Origin of the sequence: Streptomyces sp. M41, from assembly GCF_043673425.1 — a bacterium.
Taxonomy (GTDB): domain Bacteria; phylum Actinomycetota; class Actinomycetes; order Streptomycetales; family Streptomycetaceae; genus Streptomyces.
In genome coordinates this window covers 13,261-37,915 of record NZ_JBIMKE010000041.1, presented here as the reverse complement: position 1 = coordinate 37,915, position 24,655 = coordinate 13,261, and the positions used below count along the sequence as shown (strand labels likewise).

At 69.2% G+C, this 24,655-nt stretch carries 23 protein-coding genes; 13 read left to right on the top strand and 10 right to left on the bottom strand.

Annotation, left to right across the window (positions count from 1 at the left end):
• Positions 1-64: 64 nt before the first annotated feature.
• Genes ACHBTE_RS33025 through ACHBTE_RS33015 form a run of 3 tightly spaced genes read left to right on the top strand, consistent with a single transcriptional unit; the run spans position 65 to position 1,162 of the window.
• Entirely contained in the window at positions 65-331 is a 267-nt protein-coding gene (locus ACHBTE_RS33025; RefSeq protein ID WP_394728920.1) for an acyl carrier protein, read from the top strand.
• Position 332: 1 nt separating this feature from the next.
• A complete protein-coding gene (locus ACHBTE_RS33020) occupies positions 333-812 on the top strand; it encodes an SRPBCC family protein (RefSeq protein ID WP_394728918.1) in 480 nt (159 codons plus the stop codon).
• A 26-nt stretch (positions 813-838) separates the two neighbouring features.
• The gene (locus tag ACHBTE_RS33015; protein WP_394728916.1) at positions 839-1,162 is read left to right on the top strand and encodes a TcmI family type II polyketide cyclase; all 324 of its coding nucleotides are present in this window, start codon (positions 839-841) and stop codon (positions 1,160-1,162) included.
• Positions 1,163-1,284: 122 nt separating this feature from the next.
• Here ACHBTE_RS33015 and ACHBTE_RS33010 read toward each other — a convergent pair whose 3' ends face one another.
• Together ACHBTE_RS33010 and ACHBTE_RS33005 are read right to left on the bottom strand one after the other, a co-directional pair.
• Positions 1,285-2,256: an amidohydrolase family protein gene (locus ACHBTE_RS33010; RefSeq protein WP_394728914.1), complete on the bottom strand. Its 972-nt coding sequence runs from the start codon at positions 2,254-2,256 to the stop codon at positions 1,285-1,287.
• A 65-nt stretch (positions 2,257-2,321) separates the two neighbouring features.
• Positions 2,322-3,953, bottom strand: a complete 1,632-nt coding sequence (locus ACHBTE_RS33005; protein WP_394728912.1) for an FAD-dependent oxidoreductase — start codon at positions 3,951-3,953, stop codon at positions 2,322-2,324.
• A 156-nt stretch (positions 3,954-4,109) separates the two neighbouring features.
• Here ACHBTE_RS33005 and ACHBTE_RS33000 point away from each other — a divergent pair, with 156 nt between their 5' ends.
• The 5 genes from ACHBTE_RS33000 to ACHBTE_RS32980 all read left to right on the top strand — a co-directional run bounded on the left by ACHBTE_RS33000 (position 4,110) and on the right by ACHBTE_RS32980 (position 8,442).
• A complete protein-coding gene (locus tag ACHBTE_RS33000) occupies positions 4,110-5,378 on the top strand; it encodes a cytochrome P450 (protein ID WP_394728910.1) in 1,269 nt (422 codons plus the stop codon).
• A 10-nt stretch (positions 5,379-5,388) separates the two neighbouring features.
• Positions 5,389-5,694 carry an antibiotic biosynthesis monooxygenase family protein gene (locus ACHBTE_RS32995; RefSeq protein WP_394728908.1) on the top strand — a complete coding sequence of 102 codons (306 nt, stop codon included), beginning with the start codon at positions 5,389-5,391 and terminating at the stop codon, positions 5,692-5,694.
• A gap of 63 nt (positions 5,695-5,757) precedes the next feature.
• Positions 5,758-6,267 carry a MarR family winged helix-turn-helix transcriptional regulator gene (locus ACHBTE_RS32990; RefSeq protein WP_394728906.1) on the top strand — a complete coding sequence of 170 codons (510 nt, stop codon included), beginning with the start codon at positions 5,758-5,760 and terminating at the stop codon, positions 6,265-6,267.
• A 67-nt stretch (positions 6,268-6,334) separates the two neighbouring features.
• Positions 6,335-6,667, top strand: coding sequence for a DUF3817 domain-containing protein (locus tag ACHBTE_RS32985; RefSeq protein ID WP_394728904.1), 333 nt, complete (start codon positions 6,335-6,337; stop codon positions 6,665-6,667).
• Between the two features lie 74 nt (positions 6,668-6,741).
• Positions 6,742-8,442 carry a methylmalonyl-CoA mutase gene (locus ACHBTE_RS32980; protein WP_394728902.1) on the top strand — a complete coding sequence of 567 codons (1,701 nt, stop codon included), beginning with the start codon at positions 6,742-6,744 and terminating at the stop codon, positions 8,440-8,442.
• Between the two features lie 79 nt (positions 8,443-8,521).
• Here ACHBTE_RS32980 and ACHBTE_RS32975 read toward each other — a convergent pair whose 3' ends face one another.
• A complete protein-coding gene (locus ACHBTE_RS32975; protein ID WP_394728900.1) occupies positions 8,522-9,142 on the bottom strand; it encodes a TetR/AcrR family transcriptional regulator in 621 nt (206 codons plus the stop codon).
• A gap of 214 nt (positions 9,143-9,356) precedes the next feature.
• Here ACHBTE_RS32975 and ACHBTE_RS32970 point away from each other — a divergent pair, with 214 nt between their 5' ends.
• The 4 genes from ACHBTE_RS32970 (at position 9,357) to ACHBTE_RS32955 (ending at position 13,730) form a co-directional block, all read left to right on the top strand.
• Positions 9,357-10,331, top strand: a complete 975-nt coding sequence (locus tag ACHBTE_RS32970; RefSeq protein ID WP_394728898.1) for a tetratricopeptide repeat protein — start codon at positions 9,357-9,359, stop codon at positions 10,329-10,331.
• Between the two features lie 627 nt (positions 10,332-10,958).
• Positions 10,959-11,594, top strand: coding sequence for a DUF6230 family protein (locus tag ACHBTE_RS32965; RefSeq protein WP_394728896.1), 636 nt, complete (start codon positions 10,959-10,961; stop codon positions 11,592-11,594).
• A 137-nt stretch (positions 11,595-11,731) separates the two neighbouring features.
• Positions 11,732-12,304, top strand: coding sequence for a DUF6114 domain-containing protein (locus ACHBTE_RS32960; protein ID WP_394728894.1), 573 nt, complete (start codon positions 11,732-11,734; stop codon positions 12,302-12,304).
• Positions 12,294-13,730 (top strand): hypothetical protein, encoded by a 1,437-nt coding sequence (locus ACHBTE_RS32955; RefSeq protein ID WP_394728892.1) that lies wholly within the window; start codon positions 12,294-12,296, stop codon positions 13,728-13,730. Before ACHBTE_RS32960 ends, ACHBTE_RS32955 begins: the two co-directional genes overlap by 11 nt.
• 110 nt (positions 13,731-13,840) lie before the next feature.
• On the opposite strand, the gene pyk is transcribed toward ACHBTE_RS32955, so the two are convergent.
• From pyk to pta, 3 genes are all read right to left on the bottom strand, one after another.
• Positions 13,841-15,265 carry a pyruvate kinase gene (gene pyk, locus ACHBTE_RS32950; protein ID WP_394728890.1) on the bottom strand — a complete coding sequence of 475 codons (1,425 nt, stop codon included), beginning with the start codon at positions 15,263-15,265 and terminating at the stop codon, positions 13,841-13,843.
• 99 nt (positions 15,266-15,364) lie between these two features.
• Positions 15,365-16,579, bottom strand: a complete 1,215-nt coding sequence (locus ACHBTE_RS32945) for an acetate kinase (protein ID WP_394728888.1) — start codon at positions 16,577-16,579, stop codon at positions 15,365-15,367.
• Positions 16,576-18,678, bottom strand: coding sequence for a phosphate acetyltransferase (gene pta / locus ACHBTE_RS32940; RefSeq protein WP_394728886.1), 2,103 nt, complete (start codon positions 18,676-18,678; stop codon positions 16,576-16,578). Before pta ends, ACHBTE_RS32945 begins: the two co-directional genes overlap by 4 nt.
• 388 nt (positions 18,679-19,066) lie before the next feature.
• Between pta and ACHBTE_RS32935 the strand changes: the two genes are divergently transcribed.
• On the top strand, positions 19,067-20,092 hold the full coding sequence (locus ACHBTE_RS32935) for an ATP-dependent 6-phosphofructokinase (RefSeq protein ID WP_394728884.1): 1,026 nt from the start codon (positions 19,067-19,069) through the stop codon (positions 20,090-20,092).
• On the opposite strand, the gene ACHBTE_RS32930 is transcribed toward ACHBTE_RS32935, so the two are convergent.
• The 4 genes from ACHBTE_RS32930 to ACHBTE_RS32915 form a co-directional block, all read right to left on the bottom strand.
• Positions 20,089-20,841 carry a helix-turn-helix domain-containing protein gene (locus ACHBTE_RS32930; protein WP_394728882.1) on the bottom strand — a complete coding sequence of 251 codons (753 nt, stop codon included), beginning with the start codon at positions 20,839-20,841 and terminating at the stop codon, positions 20,089-20,091. The two genes, ACHBTE_RS32935 and ACHBTE_RS32930, sit on opposite strands and share 4 nt — an antisense overlap.
• A 468-nt stretch (positions 20,842-21,309) precedes the next feature.
• A complete protein-coding gene (locus ACHBTE_RS32925; RefSeq protein ID WP_394728880.1) occupies positions 21,310-22,185 on the bottom strand; it encodes a carbohydrate ABC transporter permease in 876 nt (291 codons plus the stop codon).
• Between the two features lie 5 nt (positions 22,186-22,190).
• On the bottom strand, positions 22,191-23,054 hold the full coding sequence (locus ACHBTE_RS32920) for a carbohydrate ABC transporter permease (RefSeq protein WP_394728878.1): 864 nt from the start codon (positions 23,052-23,054) through the stop codon (positions 22,191-22,193).
• An 85-nt stretch (positions 23,055-23,139) separates the two neighbouring features.
• Positions 23,140-24,516, bottom strand: a complete 1,377-nt coding sequence (locus ACHBTE_RS32915; protein WP_394728876.1) for an extracellular solute-binding protein — start codon at positions 24,514-24,516, stop codon at positions 23,140-23,142.
• Between the last annotated feature and the right edge of the window lie 139 nt (positions 24,517-24,655).

The following is a 24,655-nucleotide window of genomic DNA, read 5'->3' as shown; positions in this document are numbered from 1 at the left end:
CGCCCGGCTGCGCGCCGGCCGGGCGGCACCGACCTCCGTACCCGGTACGACAAGGAGAACGGACATGACCACCGAAGTGAAGGAACTGACCGTCGAGGAACTGGCCGCGCTGATGAAGAAGGCCGCCGGGGTGACCGTCGACCCGCAGGAGCTCCAGGCCCGCGCGGACACCCCCTTCGCCGAGTTCGGGCTGGACTCGCTCGGCCTGCTCGGCATCGTGGGCGAGCTGGAGAACCGGCACGGCCGGGCGCTGCCCACCGACGCGGAGCGCTGCAAGAGCCCCCGCGCCTTCCTCGACCTCGTCAACAGCGCATCTACGACGGGAGCCTGACATGGCCGGACACACCGAGAACGAGATCACCATCGCCGCACCCGTCGACCTCGTCTGGGACATGACGAACGACCTGGAGCAGTGGCCCCAGCTGTTCAGCGAGTACGCCTCCTGCGAGGTGCTCTCCCGCGAGGGCGACACGGTGACCTTCCGACTGACCATGCACCCCGACGAGAACGGCAAGGTGTGGAGCTGGGTCTCGGAGCGGATCGCCGACCGCGACAAGCTCGTCGTCCGGGCCCGGCGCGTCGAGACCGGCCCCTTCGAGTACATGAACATCGTGTGGGAGTACGAGGAGACCCCCGCCGGCACCCGTATGCACTGGACGCAGGACTTCGCCATGAAGCCCGACGCGCCGGTCGACGACGCGGGGATGACGGACATCATCAACCGCAACTCGCCCATCCAGATGGCCCTCATCCGCGACCGCGTCGAGCAGGCCGCGGGCGAGCAGCGGGCCCCCTCCACCACCCGCGGCTGAGCGACCCAGTCGCCCGAGGAGATCCCATGCACCACGCCCTGATCGTCGCCAGGATGGCACCGCAGTCGGCCAAGGACATCGCCGGCGTCTTCGCGGACTCAGACCGCGGCGAACTCCCGCACCTCGTCGGTGTGACCCAGCGCTCCCTCTTCCAGTTCGGCGATGTGTACATGCACTTCATCGAAGCCGAGCAGGACCCGGGCCCCGCCATCGCGAAGGTGGCCGGACACCCCGAGTTCGTCGACATCAGCAGACGGCTCGAAGCGTTCGTCAGCCCCTACGACCCGCAGACCTGGCGGAGCCCGAAGGACGCGATGGCGCGGCGCTTCTACCACTGGTCGAAGGACTGAGGTCGAAGGACCGAGGTCGAAGGCATGAGAAGCCGGAAGCCGCCGCCCGCGCTCGGTCAGCGCGGGCGGCGGCTTCGTCGTTCTCGCGGCTCTGCTCGCCGATCGTTCTCGTCGGCGTCGTTCTAGCGGGCGCGGGCGAGCGCCGGCATCAGCCGCAGCGCGTTCTCCCGGTTGATGTCCTGCAGTTGCTGCTCCGACAGGAAGGGATCGCTGTCCAGCGCGGGTGCCACGCTGTCGGCGATGACATGCGCCGGGGTGGGCGGCCAGTCCGTGCCGAACAGGATGCGGCCCGGGTCCACCGTGGCCAGCAGGGTAGGTGTGGCCGAGGGGGACATGGGACCGGCCGTGTCGAAGTAGAACCGGTGCAGATAGTCCCGGACCCGGCCGGGCTCGATCCCCGGCGTGAGCTTCCCGCCGAAGAGCTCCAGCCGGGTGGCCATATAGGGCAGGAAGCCGCCCCCGTGCGGGAGGATGAAGCTGAGGTTGGGATAGCGGTCCAGGGTGCCGTTCCTGATGAGGTTGATGGCCGCGCGGGTGGTGTCCATGAGGAAGTCGCACACGAAGGGCGGCATCCCGGGCAGTCCCGCGTTCCCGTCCTTGCCCCCGGCCGGCACCTCCATGGGGTGCGTGCTGATCACGGCCGACCGGTCGTTCAGCTCCTGGAGGAGCCGGTCGTGCGACTCGTCCCCGAGGACCGCGCCGTCCACGCTCGTGCGGGTGCTCACTCCGATGGCGCCGAGCTCGTCGAGACCGTGACGCACGCTCCACTCGGAGAGCTCCAGGTCGTCGAGGAACACGGGGGTGAAGAAGGCGAAGCGCCCTGGGCTGGCCTCGACGACGTCGGCCGCCGCCCGCAGGGCGACGCGTGCGCTCTCCTGCCGCTGGGCGCGCTCATGGAAGCGGCCGAGCATCGCGACGGTCATCACCGACGTCTCGATGCCCGTCTTGTCCATGACCTCCAGTGCCGTGTCCAGGTCCCAGCGGGTCCACCAGGGCAGCTTCTCGCGGTTGACCACGCCTCGTTCCTCGGCCCAGTCCAGCCAGGCGGGCGAGGTGAAGTGGTGATGGACGTCGACGCGTCCGGCAAGGGTCATAACAACGTCCTCGGGGTGGGGGGTTCGACGGAGTCCGACGGGGTTCGGCGGACGGCACAAGGAGTTCAGTCCCGGGACAGCACGGTCCGCAGCACCTGCGTCAGGACGCGGTCGGCGTCCGGCATCGCCGCGTCCGCCCGCCATGCGACGAAGCCGTCCGGACGCACCAGGACGGCACCGTCCTCGGCCGTGCCGTGCAGCTCCGCCCAGTCGGCGTCGGCTTCGGGGGAGAGGTCGTGGTCGGCTCCCGTGCCCACGAGGTACACCTCGACCGGGACGCCCAGGGCGGCGGCCGCCTTCTCCGCCGCGGTCCGCCACTTCTGCCCGCCGGAACCAGCGAGCAGCACGAAGGACCGCTCGTACAGGTCCAGGGTGGAGATCCGGTCGCCGTCCCGCACGACCCACATGTGCGGGGCGCGGCTGCCCGGCTCGCCGCCCAGCTGGAAGGTGTCCGGGACGATCGGCACCTCGGGCGGGGCGCCCACCACGGCGCCGGACGCGTACCGGTAGCACAGGGCGACGGTCATCAGGTCCGCCGGGTCGTTGTTGCGTCCGGCGGCGGGGCTGAAGCCCGGGTGCTGTTCGTCGGCTGCCTGGACGCAGGCGCGGGTGCCGGTCGCGAGGGCGACGGGGCGTCGTTCGTCGCCGTAGGACTCGAGCAGCGGCAGGCCGGCCCAGCCGCGCAGCACCGCGGCCAGCTTCCAGGCCAGGTTGTGGGCGTCCTGGATGCCGGTGTTGGAGCCGAAGGCGCCGGTGGGCGGCATCTCGTGGGCCGAGTCGCCGGCCAGGAAGACCCGGCCCTCGCCGTAGCCGTCGGCGACCCGCTTCGAGGCGTGCCAGGGCGCCTTCCCGGTGATCTCGACGTCGATGTCGGCCGCCCCGACCGCGGCACGGATGTGGGCCGCGAGCCGCTCGTCGGTGAAGTCGTCCAGGGTCTCGTTCCGGTCGGGATACCAGGGAACGTGGATCACCCAGCGCTCCTCGTTGTCCACCGGCAGCAGGGCGCCCTCGCCGTGGGCGTCGGTGACGTAGCAGACGACGAATCGTTTCTCCCCGACGTACTTCTTCAGGGTCCGGCTGCGGAAGGTGACGCTGACGTTGTGGAACAGCTCGCCCGGCCCCGACTGGCCGATCCCCAGATGACCGCGGATGGGACTTCTCGGGCCGTCGGCGGCCACCAGGAAGCCGGCGTTCACGGTGTACGTCTCACCGGTGTCACGGCGCATGATCCGCGCCCGCACCCCGTCCGCGTCCTGGGTGAAGGAGAGCATCTCGCAGCCGAAGCGGATGTCGGCGCCCTGCTCGCGGGCGTAGCTCAGCAGCACGGGCTCGAGGTCGTTCTGGCTGCACAGGCACCAGTCCGAGGAGCTGACCCGGGAGACGTCCATGCCACCGGAGATGTCCCCGATGATCCAGCGGCGCTGTGTCCCGGTGAGGGTGTCGACCTGAAGAATTCCGTCGTTCTCGGCGAGAACGCCGGCTGCGTCCCGAATACGCGATTCGAGACCGGCGGTCCGGTAGATCTCCATCGTGCGCACATTGTTTCCGCGGCCCCGCGGGTGCGTCGATGTCCCGGCATGCCGCTCCACGAGCATGTGCTCAATTCCGAGGCGCCCCAGGAAAACCGAAGTGGAAAGACCCACCAGGGAGCCGCCGACAATCAGAACTGGTACAGATTCCGCTTCGTGTCCGCTCACGTCGACGATGTTTACCAGTTCGGGCTGCCGCCCACACGTCGAGCGGCGACCCGACCCGTATGGCGCAGTGCCGTTTGCGGCGCGGTGCCGACCGGGAAACCGTGGCAGCACCGACGGAATCCGACCGCCGGAATCCACACCTACCCCGGGACAGCCATGACGCAAGCGTTCGCATCCGAGGAATCCGAGGCACTGTCGCCCGAGGAGGCCGCGGCCGCGGCTTCGTCGTGCAGCCGGGAGTTCCGCGCCAACCCGCACCCGGTGTACGCCACGCTCCGGGAGGCGGCGCCGGTATGTCCGCTGTCGCCGCCCCATGGCGTGGAGACGTACCTGATCACGCGGTACGACGACGGGCGCGCCGCGCTGGCCGACCCTCGCCTCAGCAAGGACATGTACGGGGCCATCGACGCCTACCACCGTATTTTCGGTGACTCGTCGATCGCGCTGGACGACAACATGCTGTTCTCGGATCCGCCGAAGCACACCAGGCTCCGCAGGATCGTCGGAAGCACCTTCACACCGAAAAGGGTGGAATCGCTGCGGACCCGCGTCCAGGAGATCACCGACGACCTTCTGGACCAGTGCCCGACTTCGGGGCCTGTGAACCTGCTCCCGGAGTTCTGCTTCCCGCTCCCGATGCATGTCATCTGTGAACTCCTGGGCGTCCCGGAAAACGAGCGCAAGCAGGCCCAGGAATGGTCCGCCACCGTCGCCCAGACCGGTTTCGGACCGGAGGCGAGAAAGGCCCTGGAAATCGCGGAGGGAAACCTGCGCGAGTATCTGGTCGACCTGTGCGCGCGAAAGCGGCGGGAGCCGGACGGCGGCCTGCTCAGCGCGCTCGTCCAGGCCAAGGACCAGGAAGGCTCCCTCACCGACCACGAACTGGTGTCGACGGCGTGGGTCCTGCTGTTCGCGGGCCACAAGTCGACGGCGTACCAGATCGGCAACGCCGTCTACCACCTGCTCAGCCGCCCCGACCAGAAGGCGCTGGCCCTGCGCGACGCGACCTCCCTGACCTCGGCGATCGAGGAGATGCTCCGCTTCGAGACCTCCGTGGAGAACGCCACCTTCCGCTGGGCGAAGGAAGACATCGTGCTGCGCGACCAGCTCATCCCCAAGGGTGCGCTGGTGCAGATCTCCATCACCGGGGCCAACCGCGACCCGGAGATGTTCGAAGCGCCCGACGAGCTGGACGTCGAACGGCCGAACGTCCAGGCCACGCACCTCGCCTTCGGCTACGGCCCGCACTACTGCGTCGGCGCGCCCCTGGCCCGGCTGGAGATGCACACCGCCCTCAGCTCGCTGTTCAGGCGCTTCCCCGACGTGGCCCTGGACATGGCGCCCGAGGAGGCACGCTGGATGACCGTGCCGTTCCCCGCCTTCCGCGGCCTCGCGGAACTCCCCGTCGTCCTCGACCCGTCCTGACGGGAGCACCATGGAACGCGTACGCGTCCTTCGGCTGCTCCATGTGCGCGACGGCAAGGAGACGGCCTTCGTGGAGTCCTACCAGGGTGTCCTCGAACGTGCCCGGCGATTCCCCGGGCACCTCGGCGAACAGCTGTGCCGTTCGCTGGACGATCCCACTCGCTGGCTGCTCACCAGCGAGTGGGAGAGCCTCGACGCCATCAACAGGTGGCGGGCGGATCCCGATCACTCGGTGCTGGTGGAGCCGATGAACGCCTGCCTGCACGACGACCGGTGGACCGGGGTCTTCGAGGTCCGCGAGACGGTGCCCGGGTAAGCGGTCCGACCGAAGGGCGAGACGGGGCTGACCACCATATGACCGGCCGGTAAGGTCAGTCCCGTGCCGAAGCCGCTCAGCCTTCCCTTCGATCCCATCGCCCGCGCCGACGAACTCTGGAAGCAGCGCTGGGGCAATGTGCCGTCCATGGCCGCGATCACCTCGATCATGCGCGCCCAGCAGATCCTGCTCGCCGAGGTCGACGCGGTGGTCAAGCCGTACGAGCTGACGTTCGCGCGGTACGAGGCCCTGGTGCTGCTCAACTTCTCCAAGGCCGGCGAGCTGCCGATGTCCAAGATCGGCGAGCGGCTCATGGTGCATCCCACGTCGGTGACCAACACGGTCGACCGGCTGGTCAGATCCGGCCTGGTGGCCAAGCGCCCCAACCCCAACGACGGCCGCGGCACGCTCGCCTCCATCACCGACAAGGGCCGCGAGGTCGTCGAGGCGGCCACCCGTGACCTGATGGCGATGGACTTCGGGCTCGGGGTCTACGACGCCGAGGAGTGCGCGGAGATCTTCGCGATGCTGCGGCCGCTCAGGGTCGCGGCGCACGACTTCGACGAGAGCTGACCCGCCACAAGGCCCGACCCAGGGCCCGGAGCAAGATCTCCCGGAACGGGTGGTTACGCTCGTACGCATGAAGAAGAGCGTCCTGACCCGCTACCGGGTGATGGCCTATGTCACCGCCGTCATGCTGCTCGTGCTGTGTACCTGCATGGTGTTCAAGTACGGCTTCGACAAGGGCGAGGACGTCACCTTCGCCGTCTCCCAGGTGCACGGCTTCCTCTACATCATCTACCTGATCTTCGCCTTCGACCTCGGCTCCAAGGCCAAGTGGTCGTTCGGCAGGCTGCTGTGGGTGCTGCTCTCCGGGACGATCCCCTTCGCCGCCTTCTTCGTCGAGCGCAAGGTCTCGCGCTCGGTCGAGCCCCTGATCGGCGAGCCCGCCCCGGCCGTCGCCAAGGCCTGAGAAAACCGCCGTACGCATGAGTGCGGCGGTTCTCCCATCGACATTTACTAGGACGTCCTAGTAAATTCGAAGGTATGGACGCTGACGCCATCGAGGAGGGCCGCCGCCGCTGGCAGGCCCGGTACGACTCCGCACGCAAGCGCAACGCGGACTTCACGACGCTCTCCGGGGACCCCGTGGAGCCGGTGTACGGGCCCCGGCCGGGAGACGCCTACGAGGGCTTCGAGCGGATCGGGTGGCCCGGCGAGTATCCCTACACCCGCGGGCTGTACCCCACCGGCTACCGGGGGCGGACCTGGACCATCCGGCAGTTCGCCGGGTTCGGCAACGCCGAGCAGACCAACGAGCGCTACAAGATGATCCTGAGCAACGGCGGAGGCGGTCTGTCGGTCGCCTTCGACATGCCGACGCTCATGGGCCGCGACTCCGACGACCCGCGCTCGCTGGGCGAGGTCGGACACTGCGGGGTCGCCATCGACTCCGCCGTCGACATGGAGGTCCTGTTCAAGGACATCCCGCTGGGTGATGTGACGACGTCCATGACCATCAGCGGTCCGGCCGTCCCCGTCTTCTGCATGTACCTGGTGGCGGCGGAGCGCCAGGGCGTCGACCCGGGCGTCCTCAACGGCACGCTCCAGACCGACATCTTCAAGGAGTACATCGCCCAGAAGGAGTGGCTCTTCCAGCCCGAGCCGCACCTGCGCCTCATCGGCGACCTCATGGAGTACTGCGCGGCCGGCATCCCCGCCTACAAGCCGCTGTCCGTCTCCGGCTACCACATCCGCGAGGCCGGCGCGACGGCCGCGCAGGAGCTGGCGTACACCCTGGCCGACGGGTTCGGGTACGTCGAGCTGGGCCTGTCGCGCGGACTGGACGTGGACGTCTTCGCCCCCGGTCTGTCCTTCTTCTTCGACGCGCACGTCGATTTCTTCGAGGAGATCGCCAAGTTCCGCGCTGCCCGCCGCATCTGGGCTCGCTGGATGCGCGACGTGTACGGGGCGAAGAGCGAGAAGGCGCAGTGGCTGCGCTTCCACACCCAGACCGCCGGTGTCTCCCTGACCGCCCAGCAGCCGTACAACAACGTGGTGCGTACGGCCGTGGAGGCGCTGGCCGCCGTGCTCGGCGGGACGAACTCGCTGCACACCAACGCCCTGGACGAGACCCTCGCGCTGCCCTCCGAGCAGGCCGCCGAGATCGCGCTGCGCACCCAGCAGGTCCTCATGGAGGAGACCGGCGTCGCCAATGTCGCCGACCCGCTGGGCGGTGCCTGGTACGTCGAGCAGCTGACCGACCGGATCGAGGCCGACGCCGAGAAGATCTTCGAGCAGATAAAGGAGCGGGGCCTCAGGGCACACCCGGACGGGCAGCACCCGATCGGGCCGATCACCTCCGGCATCCTGCGCGGCATCGAGGACGGCTGGTTCACCGGGGAGATCGCCGAGTCGGCCTTCCGCTACCAGCAGTCGCTGGAGAAGGGCGACAAGAGGGTCGTCGGCGTCAACGCCCACACCGGTTCGGTCACCGGCGACCTGGAGATCCTGCGGGTGAGCCACGAGGTCGAGCGCGAGCAGGTGCGGGTGCTGGACGCCCGTAAGACCGCGCGTGACGACCGTGCCGTGCGGGCCGCCCTCGACGCGATGCTCGCCGCCGCACGTGACGGCGCCAACATGATCGAGCCGATGCTGGACGCGGTGCGTGCCGAGGCCACGCTGGGCGAGATCTGCGGCGTACTGCGCGACGAGTGGGGGGTGTACACGGAGCCGGCCGGCTTCTGAGCTCACCCACGGCCCGGGTGGCGGCAAGGCAGGGTCGGGCAAGACCTGACCAGGCCGCCGCGCCCGGGCCGGCGGGGCTTCAGGGGGTCGCGGCTGCCGCCAGGCCGTTCAGCAGGAGGGCGGCGAAGCGCTGCGCCCAGTCCCGGTCGACGGGTTCGGCGCTCACCAGGGCGCGGTGCACGACCGCGCCCGCGATGACGTCGAAGATGAGGTCCGCGGTGCGGGCCGCGGCCTCGGGGTCGGACTCCGCCGGCAGCTCGCCGCGGCCCTGGGCACGGGCGCGGCCCTCAAGCACGAGGCGCTTCTGCCGGTCGACGATCGAGGCGCGCACGCGTGTGCGCAGACCGTCGTCCGTCGTGGATTCGGCGATCAGCGCCATGAGCGCCGTCTTGGTCTCGGGGCGTTGCAGCAGCGCGGCGAACTGGAGCACCACGCCCTCGACGTCGGCCGCGAGGCTGCCCCGGTCCGGCAGGTCGAGCTCGTCGAAGAGAGCCGCGACCGCGTCGACCACGAGCTCGTTCTTCCCGGCCCAGCGCCGGTACAGCGTCGTCTTGGCCACCCCGGCCCGCGCCGCCACGTCGCCGAGCGTCAGCTTCGACCAGCCCAGCTCCACCAGTGCCGCCCGGGTCGCCTCCAGGATCGCCGCGTCGGCGGCGGTGCTGCGGGGGCGGCCGGTGCGGGAGGTGGATGTGGTGGCCATGAGGCCGAACCCTACCCATTGGTTGAATTGTGGCAGTGAGGCAGATCACGGAAGCGTGGTGTTCCGAGGGGTCCGCCTGCCATTACGCTACGACTCGTAGCGAAAGCGATGACCACTGGCGCGGGGTGGGGACCCGGTGCCGAACACACACCCGGGCCGGCCCGGATTTCGCAGCGCTTTTCACGGTGCGCACCGATCGGGGGAGGATAGACGCATGCAGCCACGGAACATGTCCATGAGCGGAGTCGTCGACCTCGCCGCGGTGAAGGCGGCCCAGGAGGCCAAGGCGAAGGCGGAGCAGGCGCGTGCCGAAGCCGCCCGGCAGGGCGGGGGAGGGGCGGTGTCGCCCGCGGACCTCGTCAGTGACGTCGATGAGGCGGGTTTCGAGCGGGACGTCCTTCAGCGGTCCGCCGAGGTGCCTGTCGTCATCGACTTCTGGGCCGAGTGGTGCGAGCCCTGCAAGCAGCTGAGCCCGCTACTGGAACGCCTCGCCGTCGAATACAACGGCCGGTTCGTCCTCGCCAAGATCGACGTCGACGCCAACCAGATGCTGATGCAGCAGTTCGGCGTGCAGGGCATCCCCGCCGTGTTCGCCGTCGTCGCCGGCCAGGCGCTGCCCCTCTTCCAGGGGGCGGCGAGCGAGGCACAGATCCGCCAGACGCTCGACCAGCTCGTCACCGTCGCCGAACAGCGCTTCGGCCTCACCGGTCTCACCGTCGACCCGGACGCCGCGCAGGGCGAGGCCCAGCCCGCCGCCGCAGCGCCGGCCGGCCCGCACGACGCGCTGCTCGAAGCCGCCGTACAGGCCCTGGACGCGGGCGACTTGGGCGGCGCGGTCACGGCGTACAAGAACGTACTGAGCGACGACCCGGCCAACATGGAGGCCAAACTCGGTCTCGCGCAGGCCGAGTTGCTCCAGCGGGTGCAGGGGGTCGACCCCCAACAGGTGCGCAAGGATGCCGCCGACAAGCCCGCCGATGTGACCGCGCAGATCGCCGCCGCCGACCTGGATCTGGTGGGCGGCCATGTGGAGGACGCCTTCGGGCGGCTCATCGAGACCGTGCAGCGCACCGTGGGTGACGACCGGGACACCGTACGACTGCGGCTGCTGGAGCTGTTCGAGGTCGTAGGCGCCGAGGATCCGCGGGTGGCGGCGGCCCGGCGTGCCCTGGCGCGCGCCCTGTTCTGACCAGTCACTAAACGCATTCGCGCATGTTGCGCGAGTGAAAAGATTGTCGACGGAGCGTCACTGCGGCCGCGCTTTACCAAATCTTGGTAATCGCGGCCGTAGTTACTGCGGGTAAGTCGGGGGCGTCGATCTGCCGGATTCTGTCCGGCGAAACCCGGATTTTTCCGGTCGCCTGACGCAACCCTGCGTCGTGGCCCGAGACCTTCGGGTCGTTGTTCGGTTATCCGGCCGTTACTACCGAGTAACGAAGCCCCTTGTGCGGGCGGCGAGAATGCACCACGATCGGCCACGCTCGGTCCGATTCCGCACCCCGACAGCCAGCCGGGTCACGGGAGTTCCTGGGTCCCCACCGGGCAGAGTCGGCGGCAGTGGCGCCGGCTCTTGGACAGGGGGGTCTTCGCCCACCCGGCGAAGCCTGTCCAGCAAGGTTGTGCGTGATGCGTGTCAGGCGCGACCAGTGGTTGTCGCTCGGGGGTGATCGCCGGTGATTCGGGCGCGGTTCGCGCCGCCGAGCGCGGGCGCTCTCCTTCCCGAGGACGTAGCACTTCTCCCATCCCTGCCCGGCTGAGCCGTCGAGCGGACAGTGACAGCCAGGGCCAGGAGATGTACGTCCGAGAAGGAGGAAATATGGAGTCCCAGGTGCGTGGCGGGACCAGATGGAAGCGGTTCGCTGTGGTCATGGTGCCCAGCGTCGCCGCCACGGCTGCGATAGGTGTCGCCCTCGCGCAGGGCGCTCTCGCCGCGTCGTTCAGTGTCTCCGGCCAGTCGTTCAAGGTCACGACCGACAAGCTCGTCGGTACGGGTTTCTCGCAGTACGGCGCTCTTGACGAGGGCTACACGCTCACCGGCAAGAAGACGGTTCACCCCGTCGCCGTGTCGGCGTTCAAGAACGCGACCATCAACAACCTGTGCCAGTCCGTGGTCACCCCCGACGTCCCGATCCTCGGGAACGTCAGCCTGATCCTGCGGGCGGGCGGCGGCGACACACCGGTCGAGGCCAAGAACCTGTACATCGACGTCGCCGACCTGAACGCGGACGCGACGTTCGAGAACATCGACATCGGTGTGGCGGCCAAGGACGCCACCAAGGGTCCGGGCATGAAGGGCGGCGGCGAGCAGGCCAACCCCTTCGGCTTCGCCCAGCAGGCCGACAAGGCCACGCTGGTCGGCGTGAAGCAGACGGCGTGGGCGACCACCGCCGGAACCTTCAAGCTCAGCGGTCTGAAGATGTCGCTGTCGACGGGTGTCAAGGAGTGCTACTAAGCACTCCGTGACGGGCGGGGGAGCCGTTGGCGCCCCCGCCCGTCCACTCTCCGCCCGCTTTCTTCACAGCGGTGACACGTCACCGACTCACCACCGCACCACCACCACAGCAACGCCGTACCAGGGAGCTGTTTTCCATGAGCGCCGAGACTCCTGCCGTACCCGGCCAGTTCACCCGCCGGAGGCTGCAGTTCCGCGCCTGGCGGGGTACGAGGCCGTTCTGGGCCGGTCTGTTCGTCATGCTCGGCGGACTCCCCATTGCCTACTTCCCGTACGCGAACCTCCAGATCGGTCACCTGACGCTGGCGATGCAGACCGCGGGGGGCTCCAGCTCTCTGATCATCGGTGTGCTGCTCGTCGTCCTGGGCTTCACGCTCTGGTTCCAGAAGCACGTACGCACCTTCGCCGGGATCGCAGCGATCCTGCTGGGGCTGGTGTCCATCCCGCTGTCCAACCTCGGTGGCTTCCTCATCGGCTTCCTCTTCGCCCTCCTCGGCGGGGCGATGGCCGTGGCGTGGGCCCCGGGCGCGCCGCCCGAGTCGGAGCCGGCGCAGCAGGACACGACAGCGACGGGTGACGCTCCCGGTGGCCTGGACCCCGACACCACGATCCTCAGTCCCGTCCAGGACACGGCCGAGTTGGGCAAGTCGAACGATCTGTCAGGAACGAGCCCGGCGAACGGGGCGAACGGGAGGCACAGTGCCGGCTGACGAGGTGACCCACGGGGCTGACGTGGATGCGTCCCGTGTGAGAACCGGGCCGCGACACGCGGCACCCAAGAAGCCGCTGTTCACCAGGTTCCACATGCCGGCCGGCAAGGCGATAGCCCTGGCGATGCCCACCGCCGTCCTCATGGGAGTGGGCTTCACGTCGACGCTCGCGCAGGCCGACAGCAACGACGCGTCGAAGCTGACGTCCAACAGCCTGAAGGCCAACGAGTACGACGAGTTCGCGGACGAGTACAAGGAATGCGTGGCGGCCCTGGAGGAGGCCGAGGACGCCTCGGCCTCCCCGTCGCCCTCCTCGAGCGCCGGTGACTCGGCCGGCCAGGACGACGAGCCGGAGCCGAAGCCGTCGGCCACCGCCGGGGGCTCCTCGGACTCCTCGGGCGCCGCGGATTCCGGTGCCGGGTCCGGCTCCTCGGACTCCTCGGACGGTTCGGGTTCCGCGGGTTCCGGGAGCGGCTCCTCGTCGTCGGATTCAGGTTCCGACGACGCGGCCGAGCCCACGCCCGAGCCCTCCCCGAGCAAGGAAGGCGACGCCGGGTCCGGCGACAGCGCCACGCCGAGCCCCTCGCCGTCCGAGAGCGACGGCAACCTGCTGGAGAACATCGGCGACGCCATCACCGGCATCTTCACCGGCGGCTCCAAGGACGAGGAGAGCGCGAGCCCGACGCCGTCGCCCTCCGCGAGCGAGGAGGCGTCCTCCGGCTCCTCCGACGCGTCCGGTTCGGCCGGCTCCTCGGACTCCTCCGGCGGCAACGCCTCCGACCCTGTCGAGGAGACCGCCGAGAAGGTCACCGAGACGGCGAAGGACACCGTCGAGGACGCCGCGGGCAAGGCGTCCGAGGCGGCCGAGGACACCGCGGAGGCGGCCGGAGAGGCTGCCGACGAGGCCACCGCCACGCCCACCCCGTCCCCGAGCGCCTCCACCGACGCCGCGGACTGTCCCGCCGCCACCGACGATGAGAGCGGTGTCGACAACAAGGTGCCGGTGGCGGACGACCCCTGGTTCCTCCAGGCCAGCTCGCTGCTGCTGAAGGGCGCCGACTACCAGGGCATCGTCGAGGTGAAGACGGCGAACGGCACCAAGAAGAAGGTGCTGAAGTACGTCATATCGAACGGCACCGACATCGGTGACCTGCACCAGCTGGTGAAGGACAAGCAGTCCGGCAAGACCTACCACGTGCAGGCGGCCAAGGGCTCGACGTCCACCATCCGGGGCGGCGACACGGTGATGTACACCGAGAGCATCTCCGGCAATCTGCTCGGGCTGATCCCGGTGACGTTCGACCCGGAGCACCCGCCGCCGCTGAACATCCCGCTGATCTACTTCACCAACGTGAAGGTCACCCAGGCCGCTCAGTTCGGCGGCACGCTGCACGTCCCCGGCATGCACGTGTTCACCACCGACTGAAGCTGCGCACAAGCCCGTTCGGGAGCCGCACAACGCTGAGGGCGCCCCCTGGTCGCAGGGGGCGCCCTCAGCGCCGTACCGGACCGGCCACCGGCGGCCCGTGAGGGGTCCTACGCGCGGCTGCCGAGGTGGTGGACGCGGACCATGTTGGTGGTGCCGGGGACACCGGGCGGCGAACCGGCGGTGATCACCACGATGTCGCCCTCGTTGAACAGACCGAGCTTGACGATCTCCTGGTCCACCAGGTCGACCATCTCGTCGGTGCTGTTGACGAACGGCACCACGTGCGGCTCCACGCCCCAGCTGAGCGTCATCTGGTTGCGGGTGGACTCGTCCGTGGTGAACGCGATGATCTGCTGGGCGGCGCGATAGCGGCTCAGACGGCGGGCGGTGTCACCGGACTGGGTGAAGGCCACCAGGCCCTTGCCGCCGAGGAAGTCGGCGATCTCGCAGGCGGCACGGGCGACCGAACCACCCTGGGTGCGCGGCTTCTTGCCGGGGACCAGCGGCTGCAGGCCCTTGCTCAGCAGCTCCTGCTCGGCCGCGCTCACGATCTTCGACATCGTCCTGACGGTCTCGACCGGGTACGCACCCACGCTCGACTCGGCCGACAGCATGACCGCGTCGGCGCCGTCCAGGATCGCGTTGGCCACGTCGGAGGCCTCGGCGCGGGTCGGACGGGAGTTGGTGATCATCGACTCCATCATCTGGGTCGCCACGATCACCGGCTTGGCGTTGCGGCGGCACAGCTCGATGAGCCGCTTCTGCACCATCGGGACCTTCTCGAGCGGGTACTCGACGGCGAGGTCGCCGCGGGCCACCATCACACCGTCGAACGCCATCACGACGTCCTCCATGTTGGCGACCGCCTGCGGCTTCTCCACCTTGGCGATGACCGGGACACGGCGGCCGACCTCGTCCATGACCTTGTGCACGTCCTGCACGTCGTCGGCGTCGCGCACGAACGACAGGGCGACCAGGTCGCAGCCCATGCGCAGCGCGAACCGCAGGTCCTCGACGTCCTTCTCCGACAGCGCCGGCACGTTCACCGCCGCGCCGGGCAGGTTGATGCCCTTGTGGTCGGAGACGACGCCGCCCTCGATGACGATCGTCTTCACCCGCGGGCCCTCGACGTCCACGACCTTCAGCTCGACGTTGCCGTCGTTGATGAGGATCTGGTCGCCCTTGGCCACGTCCCCGGGCAGGCCCTTGTACGTGGTTCCGCAGATGGCCTTGTCGCCCGGGACGTCCTCGGTCGTGATGACGAACTCGTCACCGCGCTCCAGCTCGACCGGGCCCTCGGCGAAGGTCTCCAGACGGATCTTCGGCCCCTGGAGGTCGGCGAGCACACCGATGGCCCGCCCGGTCTCCTGGGCGGCGGCCCGCAGGCGCTCGTAGCGCCCCTGGTGGTCCTCGTGCGTGCCGTGGCTGAAGTTGAAGCGGGCCACATTCATGCCGGCCTCGATCAGCGAGACCAGCTGTTCATGGGAGTCGACCGCGGGGCCGAGAGTACAAACGATTTTCGAACGGCGCATGGGACGATCCTATCGGTTTGTTTCGCCGCGGAATATTCCGTCTGGTGGAAAGTACAAATGAGCTCTGCTTTGCTCAGCCGTGTTACTCGGCCGTTTCCTTCAGTTGCCGGCCTTCCCGACCAGCGCGTAGGTCTGTGTCGCGATCTCCAGTTCCTCGTCCGTCGGCACCACGGCGACCGCGACCCGCGTGCCCGCCGCCGAGATGAGCCGCGGCCCGTCACCGCGTACGGCGTTCAGCTCGGGGTCCAGCGCGAGGCCCAGCTGCTCCAGGCCCGCGACGGCGGCCTCCCTCACCGGTGCCGCGTTCTCGCCGACGCCGGCCGTGAAGGCGATCGCGTCCACCCGGCCGAGCACCGCGTAATAGGCGCCGATGTACTTCTTCAGTCGGTGAATGTAGATGTCGAAGGCCAATTGGGCCCGCTCGTCACCTTCGTCGATCCGCCGGCGGATCTCCCGCATGTCGTTGTCGCCGCACAGGCCGATCAATCCGCTCTTCTTGTTGAGAAGAGTGTCGATTTCCGCGATGGACATTTCGCCAACACGCGCCAAATGGAAGATGACGGCGGGATCGGTGTCACCCGATCGCGTACCCATCACGAGTCCCTCCAAAGGCGTCAGCCCCATGGAGGTGTCCACGCACCTGCCGCCCCGCACGGCGGACGCCGACGCACCGTTGCCGAGGTGCAGCACGATGACGTTCACGTCCTCGGGGGCCTTGCCCAGCAGCTCGGCGGTGGCCCGGGAGACGTAGGCGTGCGAGGTGCCGTGGAAGCCGTAGCGGCGGATGCGGTACCGGTCGGCGGTCTCGACGTCGATGGCGTAGCGGGCGGCCGACTCCGGCATCGTCGTGTGGAACGCGGTGTCGAAGACCGCGACCTGCGGGAGGTCCGGGCGCAGTGCCTGTGCCGTGCGGATGCCGGTGAGGTTGGCAGGGTTGTGCAGCGGGGCGACCGGGATCAGCCGCTCGATCTCGGCGAGGACGGCGTCGTCGATGACGGTCGGCTCGGTGAAGTGCCGGCCGCCGTGCACCACCCGGTGGCCGATGGCGGCCAGCTCGGGCGAGTCGAGCCCGAGGCCGTCCCGGGAGAGCTCCGCCGACACCGCCTTCAGGGCGGCCTCGTGGTCGGCGATGGCACCGCTCCACTCCCGGCTCTCGCCCCCCGCCGCGAGCGGCGTGTGCTTGAGCCGGGAGGTCTCCTCGCCGATGCGTTCGACGAGCCCGGCGGCCAGCCGGCTGCTGTCGCGCATGTCGAGCAGCTGGTACTTCACCGACGAGGAGCCGGAGTTGAGGACGAGGACACGGGTCGGGCTCACTGGATGCCGGCCTTTTCGCTGGAGGACGGGGCGGGGGACTGGGCCTGGATCGCCGTGATGGCGACGGTGTTGACGATGTCCTGGACGAGCGCGCCGCGGGACAGGTCGTTGACGGGCTTGCGCAGGCCCTGGAGCACCGGGCCGACGGCGATCGCGCCGGCCGAACGCTGCACGGCCTTGTAGGTGTTGTTGCCGGTGTTGAGGTCCGGGAAGATCAGCACCGTCGCCTGCCCGGCGACCTCCGACTCCGGCAGCTTGGTCGCGGCGACGGACGGCTCCACGGCGGCGTCGTACTGGATCGGTCCCTCGATCTTCAGATCGGGCCGCCGCGACCGCACCAGTTCGGTCGCCTCGCGCACCTTGTCGACGTCGGCGCCCGAACCGGAGGTGCCCGTCGAGTACGAGAGCATCGCGATCCGCGGCTCCACCCCGAACTGCGCGGCGGTCGCCGCCGACTGGATGGCGATGTCCGCCAGCTGCACGGCGTCCGGGTCGGGGTTCACGGCGCAGTCGCCGTAGACGAGGACCTTGTCGGCCAGGCACATGAAGAAGACGGACGACACGATGGAGGCGTCCTGCTTGGTCTTGATGATCTCGAACCCGGGCCGGATGGTCGCGGCGGTGGAGTGGACGGAGCCGGACACCATGCCGTCCGCCAGCCCCTCCTGCACCATCAGCGTGCCGAAGTAGTTCACATCGGAGACGACGTCGTACGCCAGCTCCACCGTGACCCCCTTGTGGGCGCGCAGCCCGGCGTACTTCTCGGCGAAGGAGTCGCGCAGTTCGCTGGTCGCCGGGTCGATCAACTCGCTGTCGCCCAGGTCGATACCGAGGTCGGCGGCCTGCTTGCGGATCCGGTCGGCCGGGCCGAGCAGCGTGAGGTCGCAGACGTTGCGGCGCAGCAGCACCTCGGCGGCGTGCAGCACGCGCGGCTCGGTGCCCTCGGGCAGCACGATGCGGCGCATGTCCGAACGGGCCCGCTCCAGGAGTTTGTGCTCGAACATCATCGGCGTGACCCGGTCGCTGCTCGGTGCCGAGACCCGCTCGAGCAGGTCGCCGGTGTCGACGTACCGCTCGAACAGGCCGAGCGCGGTCTCCGCCTTGCGCGGGGTCGCCGCATTCAACTTCCCCTCGAGGGCGAAGAGTTGCTCGGCGGTGGGGAAGCTGTAGCCGGGCACCGAGAGCACCGGGGTGCCCGGGGCGAGGCGGGCGGCGAGGGTGAGGATCTCGTCGCCGGGGCGCTCGTCCAGGGTGAGCAGCAGACCCGCGATCGGCGGGGTGCCGGCGCTGTGCGCGGCCAGCGAGCCGACGACGAGGTCGGCGCGGTCGCCCGAGGTGACCACCAGGCAGCCCGGGGTCAGCGCGGTCAGGAAGTTCGGCAGCATCGCGCCGCCGAAGACGAAGCCGAGCGCGTCGCGCGCGAGCCCCGAGTCGTCGCCCAGCAGGACCTCGGCGTCCAGGGACTGGGCGATCTGCGCGACGGTCGGCGCGGACAGGGCGGGCTCGTCGGGGACGACGTAGCAGGGCACGGGCAGCCGTGCCCCCAGCGCCTCGGCGATCTTGTCCCGGTCCTCCCGCGCGACCCGGTTGCTCACCATGGCGAGCACGTCGCAGCCCAGACCCTCGTACGCCCGGTAGGCGTTGCGCGTCTCGGCCAGCACCGACTCGGCGGTCTGCTTACGGCCGCCGACGACGGGGATCACGGAGGCGCCGAACTCGTTGGCGAGCCGGGCGTTGAGCGACAGTTCGTCCGGGAGCTGGGTGTCGGCGTAGTCCGTGCCGAGGACGAGCACGACGTCGTAGTCGCGGGCGACGACCAGGAACCGGTCGACGAGGGTGGACACCAGCTCGTCGGTCCCGCGCTCGGCCTGGAGGGCGGACGCCTCGTGGTAGTCCATGCCGTAGACGGTGGCCGGATCCTGGGACAGGCGGTAGCGGGCGCGCAGCAGCTCGAACAGGCGGTCGGGGGAGTGGTGCACCAGCGGCCGGAACACCCCCACCCGGTCCACCTGCCGGGTCAGCAGCTCCATGACCCCCAGTTCGACGATCTGGCGGCCGTCGCCGCGGTCGATGCCGGTCACGTACACGCTGCGCGTCACGCGTGCTCTCCGTTTCCTCTGTCGTCTTCGTCGTCTGTCGGCTCGGTCTGACAGCTCGGTTTGTCAGCTCGGTCTGTCAGCTCGGTCTGTCTGCGGTTTGGCGGAACCTATGGATCCGAGGACCCGACCGAGTGGTCCGATCCGATTCCAGGGTCGCAAAATCACTCAGTGAGGTGAGCGAAACCCTCTTGACAATACCCTTGCTGCTGGCTAAGGCGCCCGTCAGGATGGAGGGCCGGACCCGGTCGACGGGGACGCCAGGAAGGCTGGAACTGCGGGCAAAAAGGGGCATCTAGGGCTAGATCATATGGAAGCGGCATCGCCTCGAGCGACGTGAAACAATCGGATTGGCTCACCGGCATCCACAGCGAGCAGGAGACACAGCACGATGCGCATCGGAGTTCTCACCGCAGGCGGCGACTGCCCCGGCCTGAACGCCGTGATCCGGTCGGTCGTGCACCGGGCGGTCGACAACTACGGCGACGAGGTCATCGGCTTCGAGGACGGCTACTCCGGCCTGCTGGACGGCCGCTACCGCTCCCTCGACCTGGACAGCGTGAGCGGCATCCTGGCCCGCGGCGGCACCATCCTCGGCTCCTCCCGGCTGGAGCGCGACCGCCTGCGCGAGGCCTGCGACCGGGCCGAGGACATGGTCGCGGACTTCGGTATCGACGCGCTGATCCCGATCGGCGGCGAAGGCACCCTGACCGCGGCGCGCATGCTGTCGGACGCGGGCCTGCCGGTGGTGGGCGTCCCGAAGACGATCGACAACGACATCTCGTCGACGGACCGCACCTTCGGCTTCGACACCGCGGTCGGCGTCGCCACCGAGGCCATGGACCGCCTGAAGACGACCGCGGAGTCCCACCAGCGAGTGATGGTCGTGGAGGTCATGGGCCGCCACGCGGGCTGGATCGCGCTGGAGTCCGGCATGGCCGCCGGCGCGCACGGAATCTGCCTCCCGGAGCGCCCGTTCGACCCCGCCGACCTGGTGAAGATGGTCGAGGAGCGCTTCGCGCGCGGCAAGAAGTTCGCGGTGATCTGCGTCGCCGAGGGCGCCCACCCCGCCGACGGCACCATGGACTACGGCAAGGGTGAGATCGACCAGTACGGCCACGAGCGCTTCCAGGGCATCGGCACGGCCCTCGCGTTCGAGCTGGAGCGCCGCCTCGGCAAGGAGGCCAAGCCGGTCATCCTCGGCCATGTCCAGCGCGGTGGCGTTCCGACCGCGTACGACAGGGTCCTCGCCACCCGCTTCGGCTGGCACGCGGTGGAGGCGGCGCATCAGGGCGAGTTCGGCAGGATGACCGCGCTGCGCGGGACCGACGTCGTGATGGTGCCGCTGGCGGAAGCGGTCACCGAGCTGAAGACGGTGCCGAAGGACCGGATGGACGAGGCGGAGTCGGTGTTCTAGCCGGTGTTGTTCTGGACCTTGGTCCAGAAGAGCTCCACGATCCGGTCGAGGAAGTCCCGGCCGGCCGCGCTGGTCTCGCTGTTGCCGCCGCCCCAGCTCAGGGTGGCGGTCATCTGCCCCTGGTAGTCCTGGTGCAGCTCCTGCAGAGCGGTCTCCAGGACGCGCCGGTCCAGGGGCACCATCTTGCCGACCGGGCGCACATACGCCTGCCAGCGCGTCGTCACGGCACTGCGCAGCAGCTCGGCGAGCTTCCCGTCACGGCCCGTGACGGTGATGAAGTCCGGGATCGACAGGCCGAGCACCTCGGCGAGGGCGGTGGACTGCCGGTCGGTGCCGCGCCAGTCGTCGCGCTCCTCCATGCTCAGATACTCCGCCAGCTGATGGCCGACGGTACGGGCAACGTCCTCGGGCGCCAGCCCGCGGGCGATGCGGTGCTCGCGCAGGGTCCGGGGCCGGCCGAGGAGCTCGCTCGGCGAACACCACAGCACACCCGCGAGGGCGGTCAGCTCCGTGCTGGTCGGCGAGGCGACCTCGCGCTCCCAGGCGACGATCAGATCCTCGGTCACATGGGGCAGGCCGTACGAGGCCCGCATGCCGTAGGCGACATGTTCGGGTCCCATGTTGAGCGCGGCGCGGAGTCTGCGGGCGGCGGGGGCGTTGAACGGAGGGGTGGGCGGGGTCCGGTGACCGGACCGGCTGGTCCGGCCGGATCGGCCCGGCTGGTTCGGTTGAGCTGGGGGTCGGCGCACGCGGCACAACGTAGGGCGAACGGCACGGGATGACTACGGTCTGTTCGGCCAGGATCACGGATTGTAGGAAGCTACGGCTACTCGCCGGTTCGGCGACGGGGAAGTCCGCCCGTGAGGGTGAACGGCATGGTGGCGAGGCCGACGGCGGGCCCCGGAAGGACGGGTCCGGCGGGTGGGCCGGTCGGCGCACGGCGGCGAATGGCAAGGTCATGGAGCATATTCGCGAAGGCTTCCGATTCCGGGCCCGCGCATGGCTCGCGAAGGCGGCTGTCGAACATGTGTCGCGGACCTCGCTCGCGCGCCCGGTCGTCGAAGACGAGTACGGTACGGCGGGCCGGGGAACCGGGTGGGGCGGCGGCACCGGGTACGGCTCAATCCCGACGTTCCGTCCCGCACGCCCGCCCTTACGCCCCGCGCGCACGCCTCCCCGCACACCCGGTGACACGCGCCCGGTCGCACGCGAGGCCCTCACCCCTTGACCGCGCCGCCCAGCGCGAACCCCCCGCCCAGCCGCCGGGCCACCAGCACGTACAGCAGGATCACCGGCGTTGAGTAGATGATCGAGAACGCCGCCAGCTGCCCGTACACCACCGTCCCCCGGTTCCCGAAGAACTCGTTGATGCTCACGGCCGCCGGCATCTGGTCCGGGGTCAGCAGCAGCATGAACGGGACGAAGAAGTTCCCCCACATCATCACGAACGAGAACACCGTCACCACCGCCACGCCCGGCCCCATCAGCGGCAGCACGATCCGCAGCAGCGACTGGAGCGACGACGCCCCGTCCGTCCAGGCCGCCTCCTCCAGCTCCTTCGGCACCCCGTCCATGAAGTTCTTCATCAGCCAGACGGCGAACGGCAGTTGGGAGGCGGCGAAGAAGAAGATCGTGCCCTGCATGGTGTCGATCAGGTTCACCCGCACGAACAGGGCGTACACCGGCACCATGATCGCCGTGATCGGCAGACAGGTCGCGAAGAGGATGGTGAGCAGGAACGGGCGGTTGAAGCGGGAGCGGAACCGCGACAGCGCATACGCGGCCAGCGCCGCGCACACCACGGTCAGGGCCGTCCCCCCGCCGCACAGGAGCAGGCTGTTGAGCAGCGGAGTGAACGTGATGTCCGGGGTCAGGACCGCGTCGAAGTTCTCCAGGGTCACGCCCTCGGGGAGCTTCACCCGGAGATCGGCGTTCGTGTCCAGCGACGAGAGGATCACCCACGCCAGCGGAAGCACGAACGCGGCGGCCACCGCCAGCAGACCCGCGTCCGCGGCCAGTCGGCGCGCGGTCCTGCGGGACGAGGAGGTCCGGCGGGACGGCAGGGTTCTGCGGGACGGGAGGCTCCGGGACATGGGCGTCAGACCTCCGTGCGCAGGAGCCGTAGGTACACCACCGAGAACAGCGAGCCCACCACCAGGAGCAGCAGGGCGACCGCGGTGCCGTAGCCGATCATGCTCTTCTGGAACGCCTCCTCGTACATGAACAGCGGCAGCGTCTGGCTCTTGCCGCCCGGGCCGCCCCTCGTCATCACCCAGATCAGCCCGAAGACGGACAGGGTCTGGAGGGTGATCAGCATGAGGTTGGTGCCGATGGACCGACGGATCATCGGGAGCGTGATGTGCCACATGCGGCGCCAGCCGCCGGCGCCGTCGACCTCGGCCGCCTCGGTGATCTCCTTGGGGATCTCGTTCAGCGCCGCCGAGTACACCAGCATCGAGAAGGCGGTGCCCCGCCAGACGTTCGCGAACGACACCGCCAGGATCGGGAGGGTGAACAGCCAGTTCTGGGTGGGGAGATGGAGCCAGTCCAGGATGGCGTTCAGAGTGCCTTCGCGGCGGAAGAAGGCGTAGAGGAGGAACCCGGCCACGACCTCCGGCAGCACCCACGCGGCGATGACGACGGCACCCACCAGGGTGCGCACCGGCCTCGACGCCCGCTGCATCAGTGCCGCCAGGGCCAGTCCCAGGGTGTTCTGGCCGAGCAGCGCGGAGATGACGGTGAAGACGAGGGTGAGCCAGACCGCGTTACGGAACGCCTCGTCGTCGAACGCGGCGCGGAAGTTGTCGAAGCCGACGAAGGAGTCCTCGGCCTGGCCGGTGAGCTGGAGATCGGTGAAGGCGATGTAGGCGCAGTAGGCGATCGGGCCGGCGAGGAAGAGGAGAAGGAGGACGACGGCGGGGGCGACCGGGAGGGCACGGGTGAGGGAGCGGGCCCGCCTCATACGCGCGGGCCCGGCTCTCGGGGGCTCAGGCCATGTTCCCTCAGGCCATGTTCTCTCAGAACGGCAGCGCTCCGGTCCGAAGCGCTCACTTCTCGATCACCTGGTCGTCCGTCGCCGTCCGCAGTTCCTCGTCGTAGCCCTTGGCCGCTTCCTCCACCGACATGTCACCCGTCGTCACGCCCTCCATCGCCTCCTGGACGGCGGTGGAGACCTTCGGGTACGCCGGGAAGGCGGGGCGGTAGTGGGTGCTCGCGACGAGGTCCGTGAAGAACTTGATGCCGGGCTGCGCCTCCACGTACGCGGGGTCGGAGGCCACGTCCTCGCGTACGGCGATACCGGAGTTGGCGACGTACCACTTCTGGGCGTTCGCCTTCGTCTGCATCGTCTTGATGAACTCGAAGGCCAGGTCCGGGTTGCCCGACTTGGCCGGGATCGACCAGGTCCAGCCGCCGGACATGCTCACCTTGCCGGGAGCCTGGCCGTTCTGGGTGGGCATGGCGGCGAGGCCCAGCTCCTTCGACCACTCGGGCCACTCGTGACCGCTGCCCGGCAGCCAGTCCTGCGGTAGCCAGGAGCCGTCGAGGGCGATGGCGAGCTCGCCCTGGGGAAGCCATTCCCCGCGGACGCGGGTCATGACGTTGGGGTCGAGGGCGTCGGAGACCTCGGGGCCGAGCTTCTCCTCGTAGACCGTCTCGACGAAGGAGAGGGCGTCCTTGAAGCCCTGGCTCCCGGCGATCCACTTCTTGCTGCTCTTGTCGTACAGCGGGTCCGAGCCGCCGTCGTTCGTGCCGTACAGCAGCATCTCGAAGGTCTGCATGGTGGCGGCCTCGCCGACCGGTTTGCCCGTGTACACGTTGAGCGGGATGACCCCGGGGACCTTCCTCTTGACGGCACGGGCGGCGTCGAGGACGTCCTTCCAGGTCTTCGGCTGCCAGTCGGCCGGGAGCCCCGCCTTCGCGAAGATGCGCTTGTTGAACCACAGACCGCGCGTGTCGGTGCCGTCCGGGACGCCGTACGTCTTGCCGTCCTCACCTTTCGCCGCGGCCTTCGCCGTGTCGATGAACCGCCCCCAGTCCCGCCACTTCGCGAGATAGGGGTCGAGCGGCTTCAAGTACCCGCTGGTGATGTCCGAGTTGATGAGGAAGGTGTCCTCGTAGACCAGGTCGGGGGCGGTCTTGGGGGAGCGGAGCATCTGCTGGAGCTTGGTGTAGTACTCCGAGTCCGGGGCCTTGATGGGCACGAACTCGACCTTCTTGCCGGGGTTCGCCTTCTCGAACTGCCGCTTGATGTCCGCGAGATAGGTGTCCATCACCTTGATGGAGTTGTCCGTGGACTGCTTGAAGGAGACCTTGATCGTGTCGGGATCGCTGCCGGAGCCGCTGCCACAGGCGGTGAGGGTGGCTGCGGCGGCGAGGGTGAGGGCGAGGAGAGCGGGGAGGGGGGCGGTGGGGCGCACGGGCATGACCTCCTGCGGACGCACTTCCTTGTGGCGCGGGAACGGCTGCCTGGTGAACGTAGGTTGAGTGGTCTAGTCAGGTCAATGCGTCTGCGTCTGCGTCTGCGACCGTGTTTGCGACTTGGATGCGTATGCGTATGCGTCC

Excerpts from the sequence above, each read along its gene's own strand:
- ACHBTE_RS33025 (WP_394728920.1), top strand. The coding sequence starts at position 65 with ATGACCACCGAAGTGAAGGAACTGACCGTCGAGGAACTGGCCGCGCTG.
- ACHBTE_RS33020 (WP_394728918.1), top strand. The coding sequence starts at position 333 with ATGGCCGGACACACCGAGAACGAGATCACCATCGCCGCACCCGTCGAC.
- ACHBTE_RS33015 (WP_394728916.1), top strand. The coding sequence starts at position 839 with ATGCACCACGCCCTGATCGTCGCCAGGATGGCACCGCAGTCGGCCAAG.
- ACHBTE_RS33010 (WP_394728914.1), bottom strand. The coding sequence starts at position 2,256 with ATGACCCTTGCCGGACGCGTCGACGTCCATCACCACTTCACCTCGCCC.
- ACHBTE_RS33000 (WP_394728910.1), top strand. The coding sequence starts at position 4,110 with ATGACGCAAGCGTTCGCATCCGAGGAATCCGAGGCACTGTCGCCCGAG.
- ACHBTE_RS32995 (WP_394728908.1), top strand. The coding sequence starts at position 5,389 with ATGGAACGCGTACGCGTCCTTCGGCTGCTCCATGTGCGCGACGGCAAG.
- ACHBTE_RS32985 (WP_394728904.1), top strand. The coding sequence starts at position 6,335 with ATGAAGAAGAGCGTCCTGACCCGCTACCGGGTGATGGCCTATGTCACC.
- ACHBTE_RS32980 (WP_394728902.1), top strand. The coding sequence starts at position 6,742 with ATGGACGCTGACGCCATCGAGGAGGGCCGCCGCCGCTGGCAGGCCCGG.
- ACHBTE_RS32975 (WP_394728900.1), bottom strand. The coding sequence starts at position 9,142 with ATGGCCACCACATCCACCTCCCGCACCGGCCGCCCCCGCAGCACCGCC.
- ACHBTE_RS32970 (WP_394728898.1), top strand. The coding sequence starts at position 9,357 with ATGCAGCCACGGAACATGTCCATGAGCGGAGTCGTCGACCTCGCCGCG.
- ACHBTE_RS32965 (WP_394728896.1), top strand. The coding sequence starts at position 10,959 with ATGGAGTCCCAGGTGCGTGGCGGGACCAGATGGAAGCGGTTCGCTGTG.
- ACHBTE_RS32960 (WP_394728894.1), top strand. The coding sequence starts at position 11,732 with ATGAGCGCCGAGACTCCTGCCGTACCCGGCCAGTTCACCCGCCGGAGG.
- pyk (WP_394728890.1), bottom strand. The coding sequence starts at position 15,265 with ATGCGCCGTTCGAAAATCGTTTGTACTCTCGGCCCCGCGGTCGACTCC.
- ACHBTE_RS32935 (WP_394728884.1), top strand. The coding sequence starts at position 19,067 with ATGCGCATCGGAGTTCTCACCGCAGGCGGCGACTGCCCCGGCCTGAAC.
- ACHBTE_RS32925 (WP_394728880.1), bottom strand. The coding sequence starts at position 22,185 with ATGTCCCGGAGCCTCCCGTCCCGCAGAACCCTGCCGTCCCGCCGGACC.
- ACHBTE_RS32920 (WP_394728878.1), bottom strand. The coding sequence starts at position 23,054 with ATGAGGCGGGCCCGCTCCCTCACCCGTGCCCTCCCGGTCGCCCCCGCC.
- ACHBTE_RS32915 (WP_394728876.1), bottom strand. The coding sequence starts at position 24,516 with ATGCCCGTGCGCCCCACCGCCCCCCTCCCCGCTCTCCTCGCCCTCACC.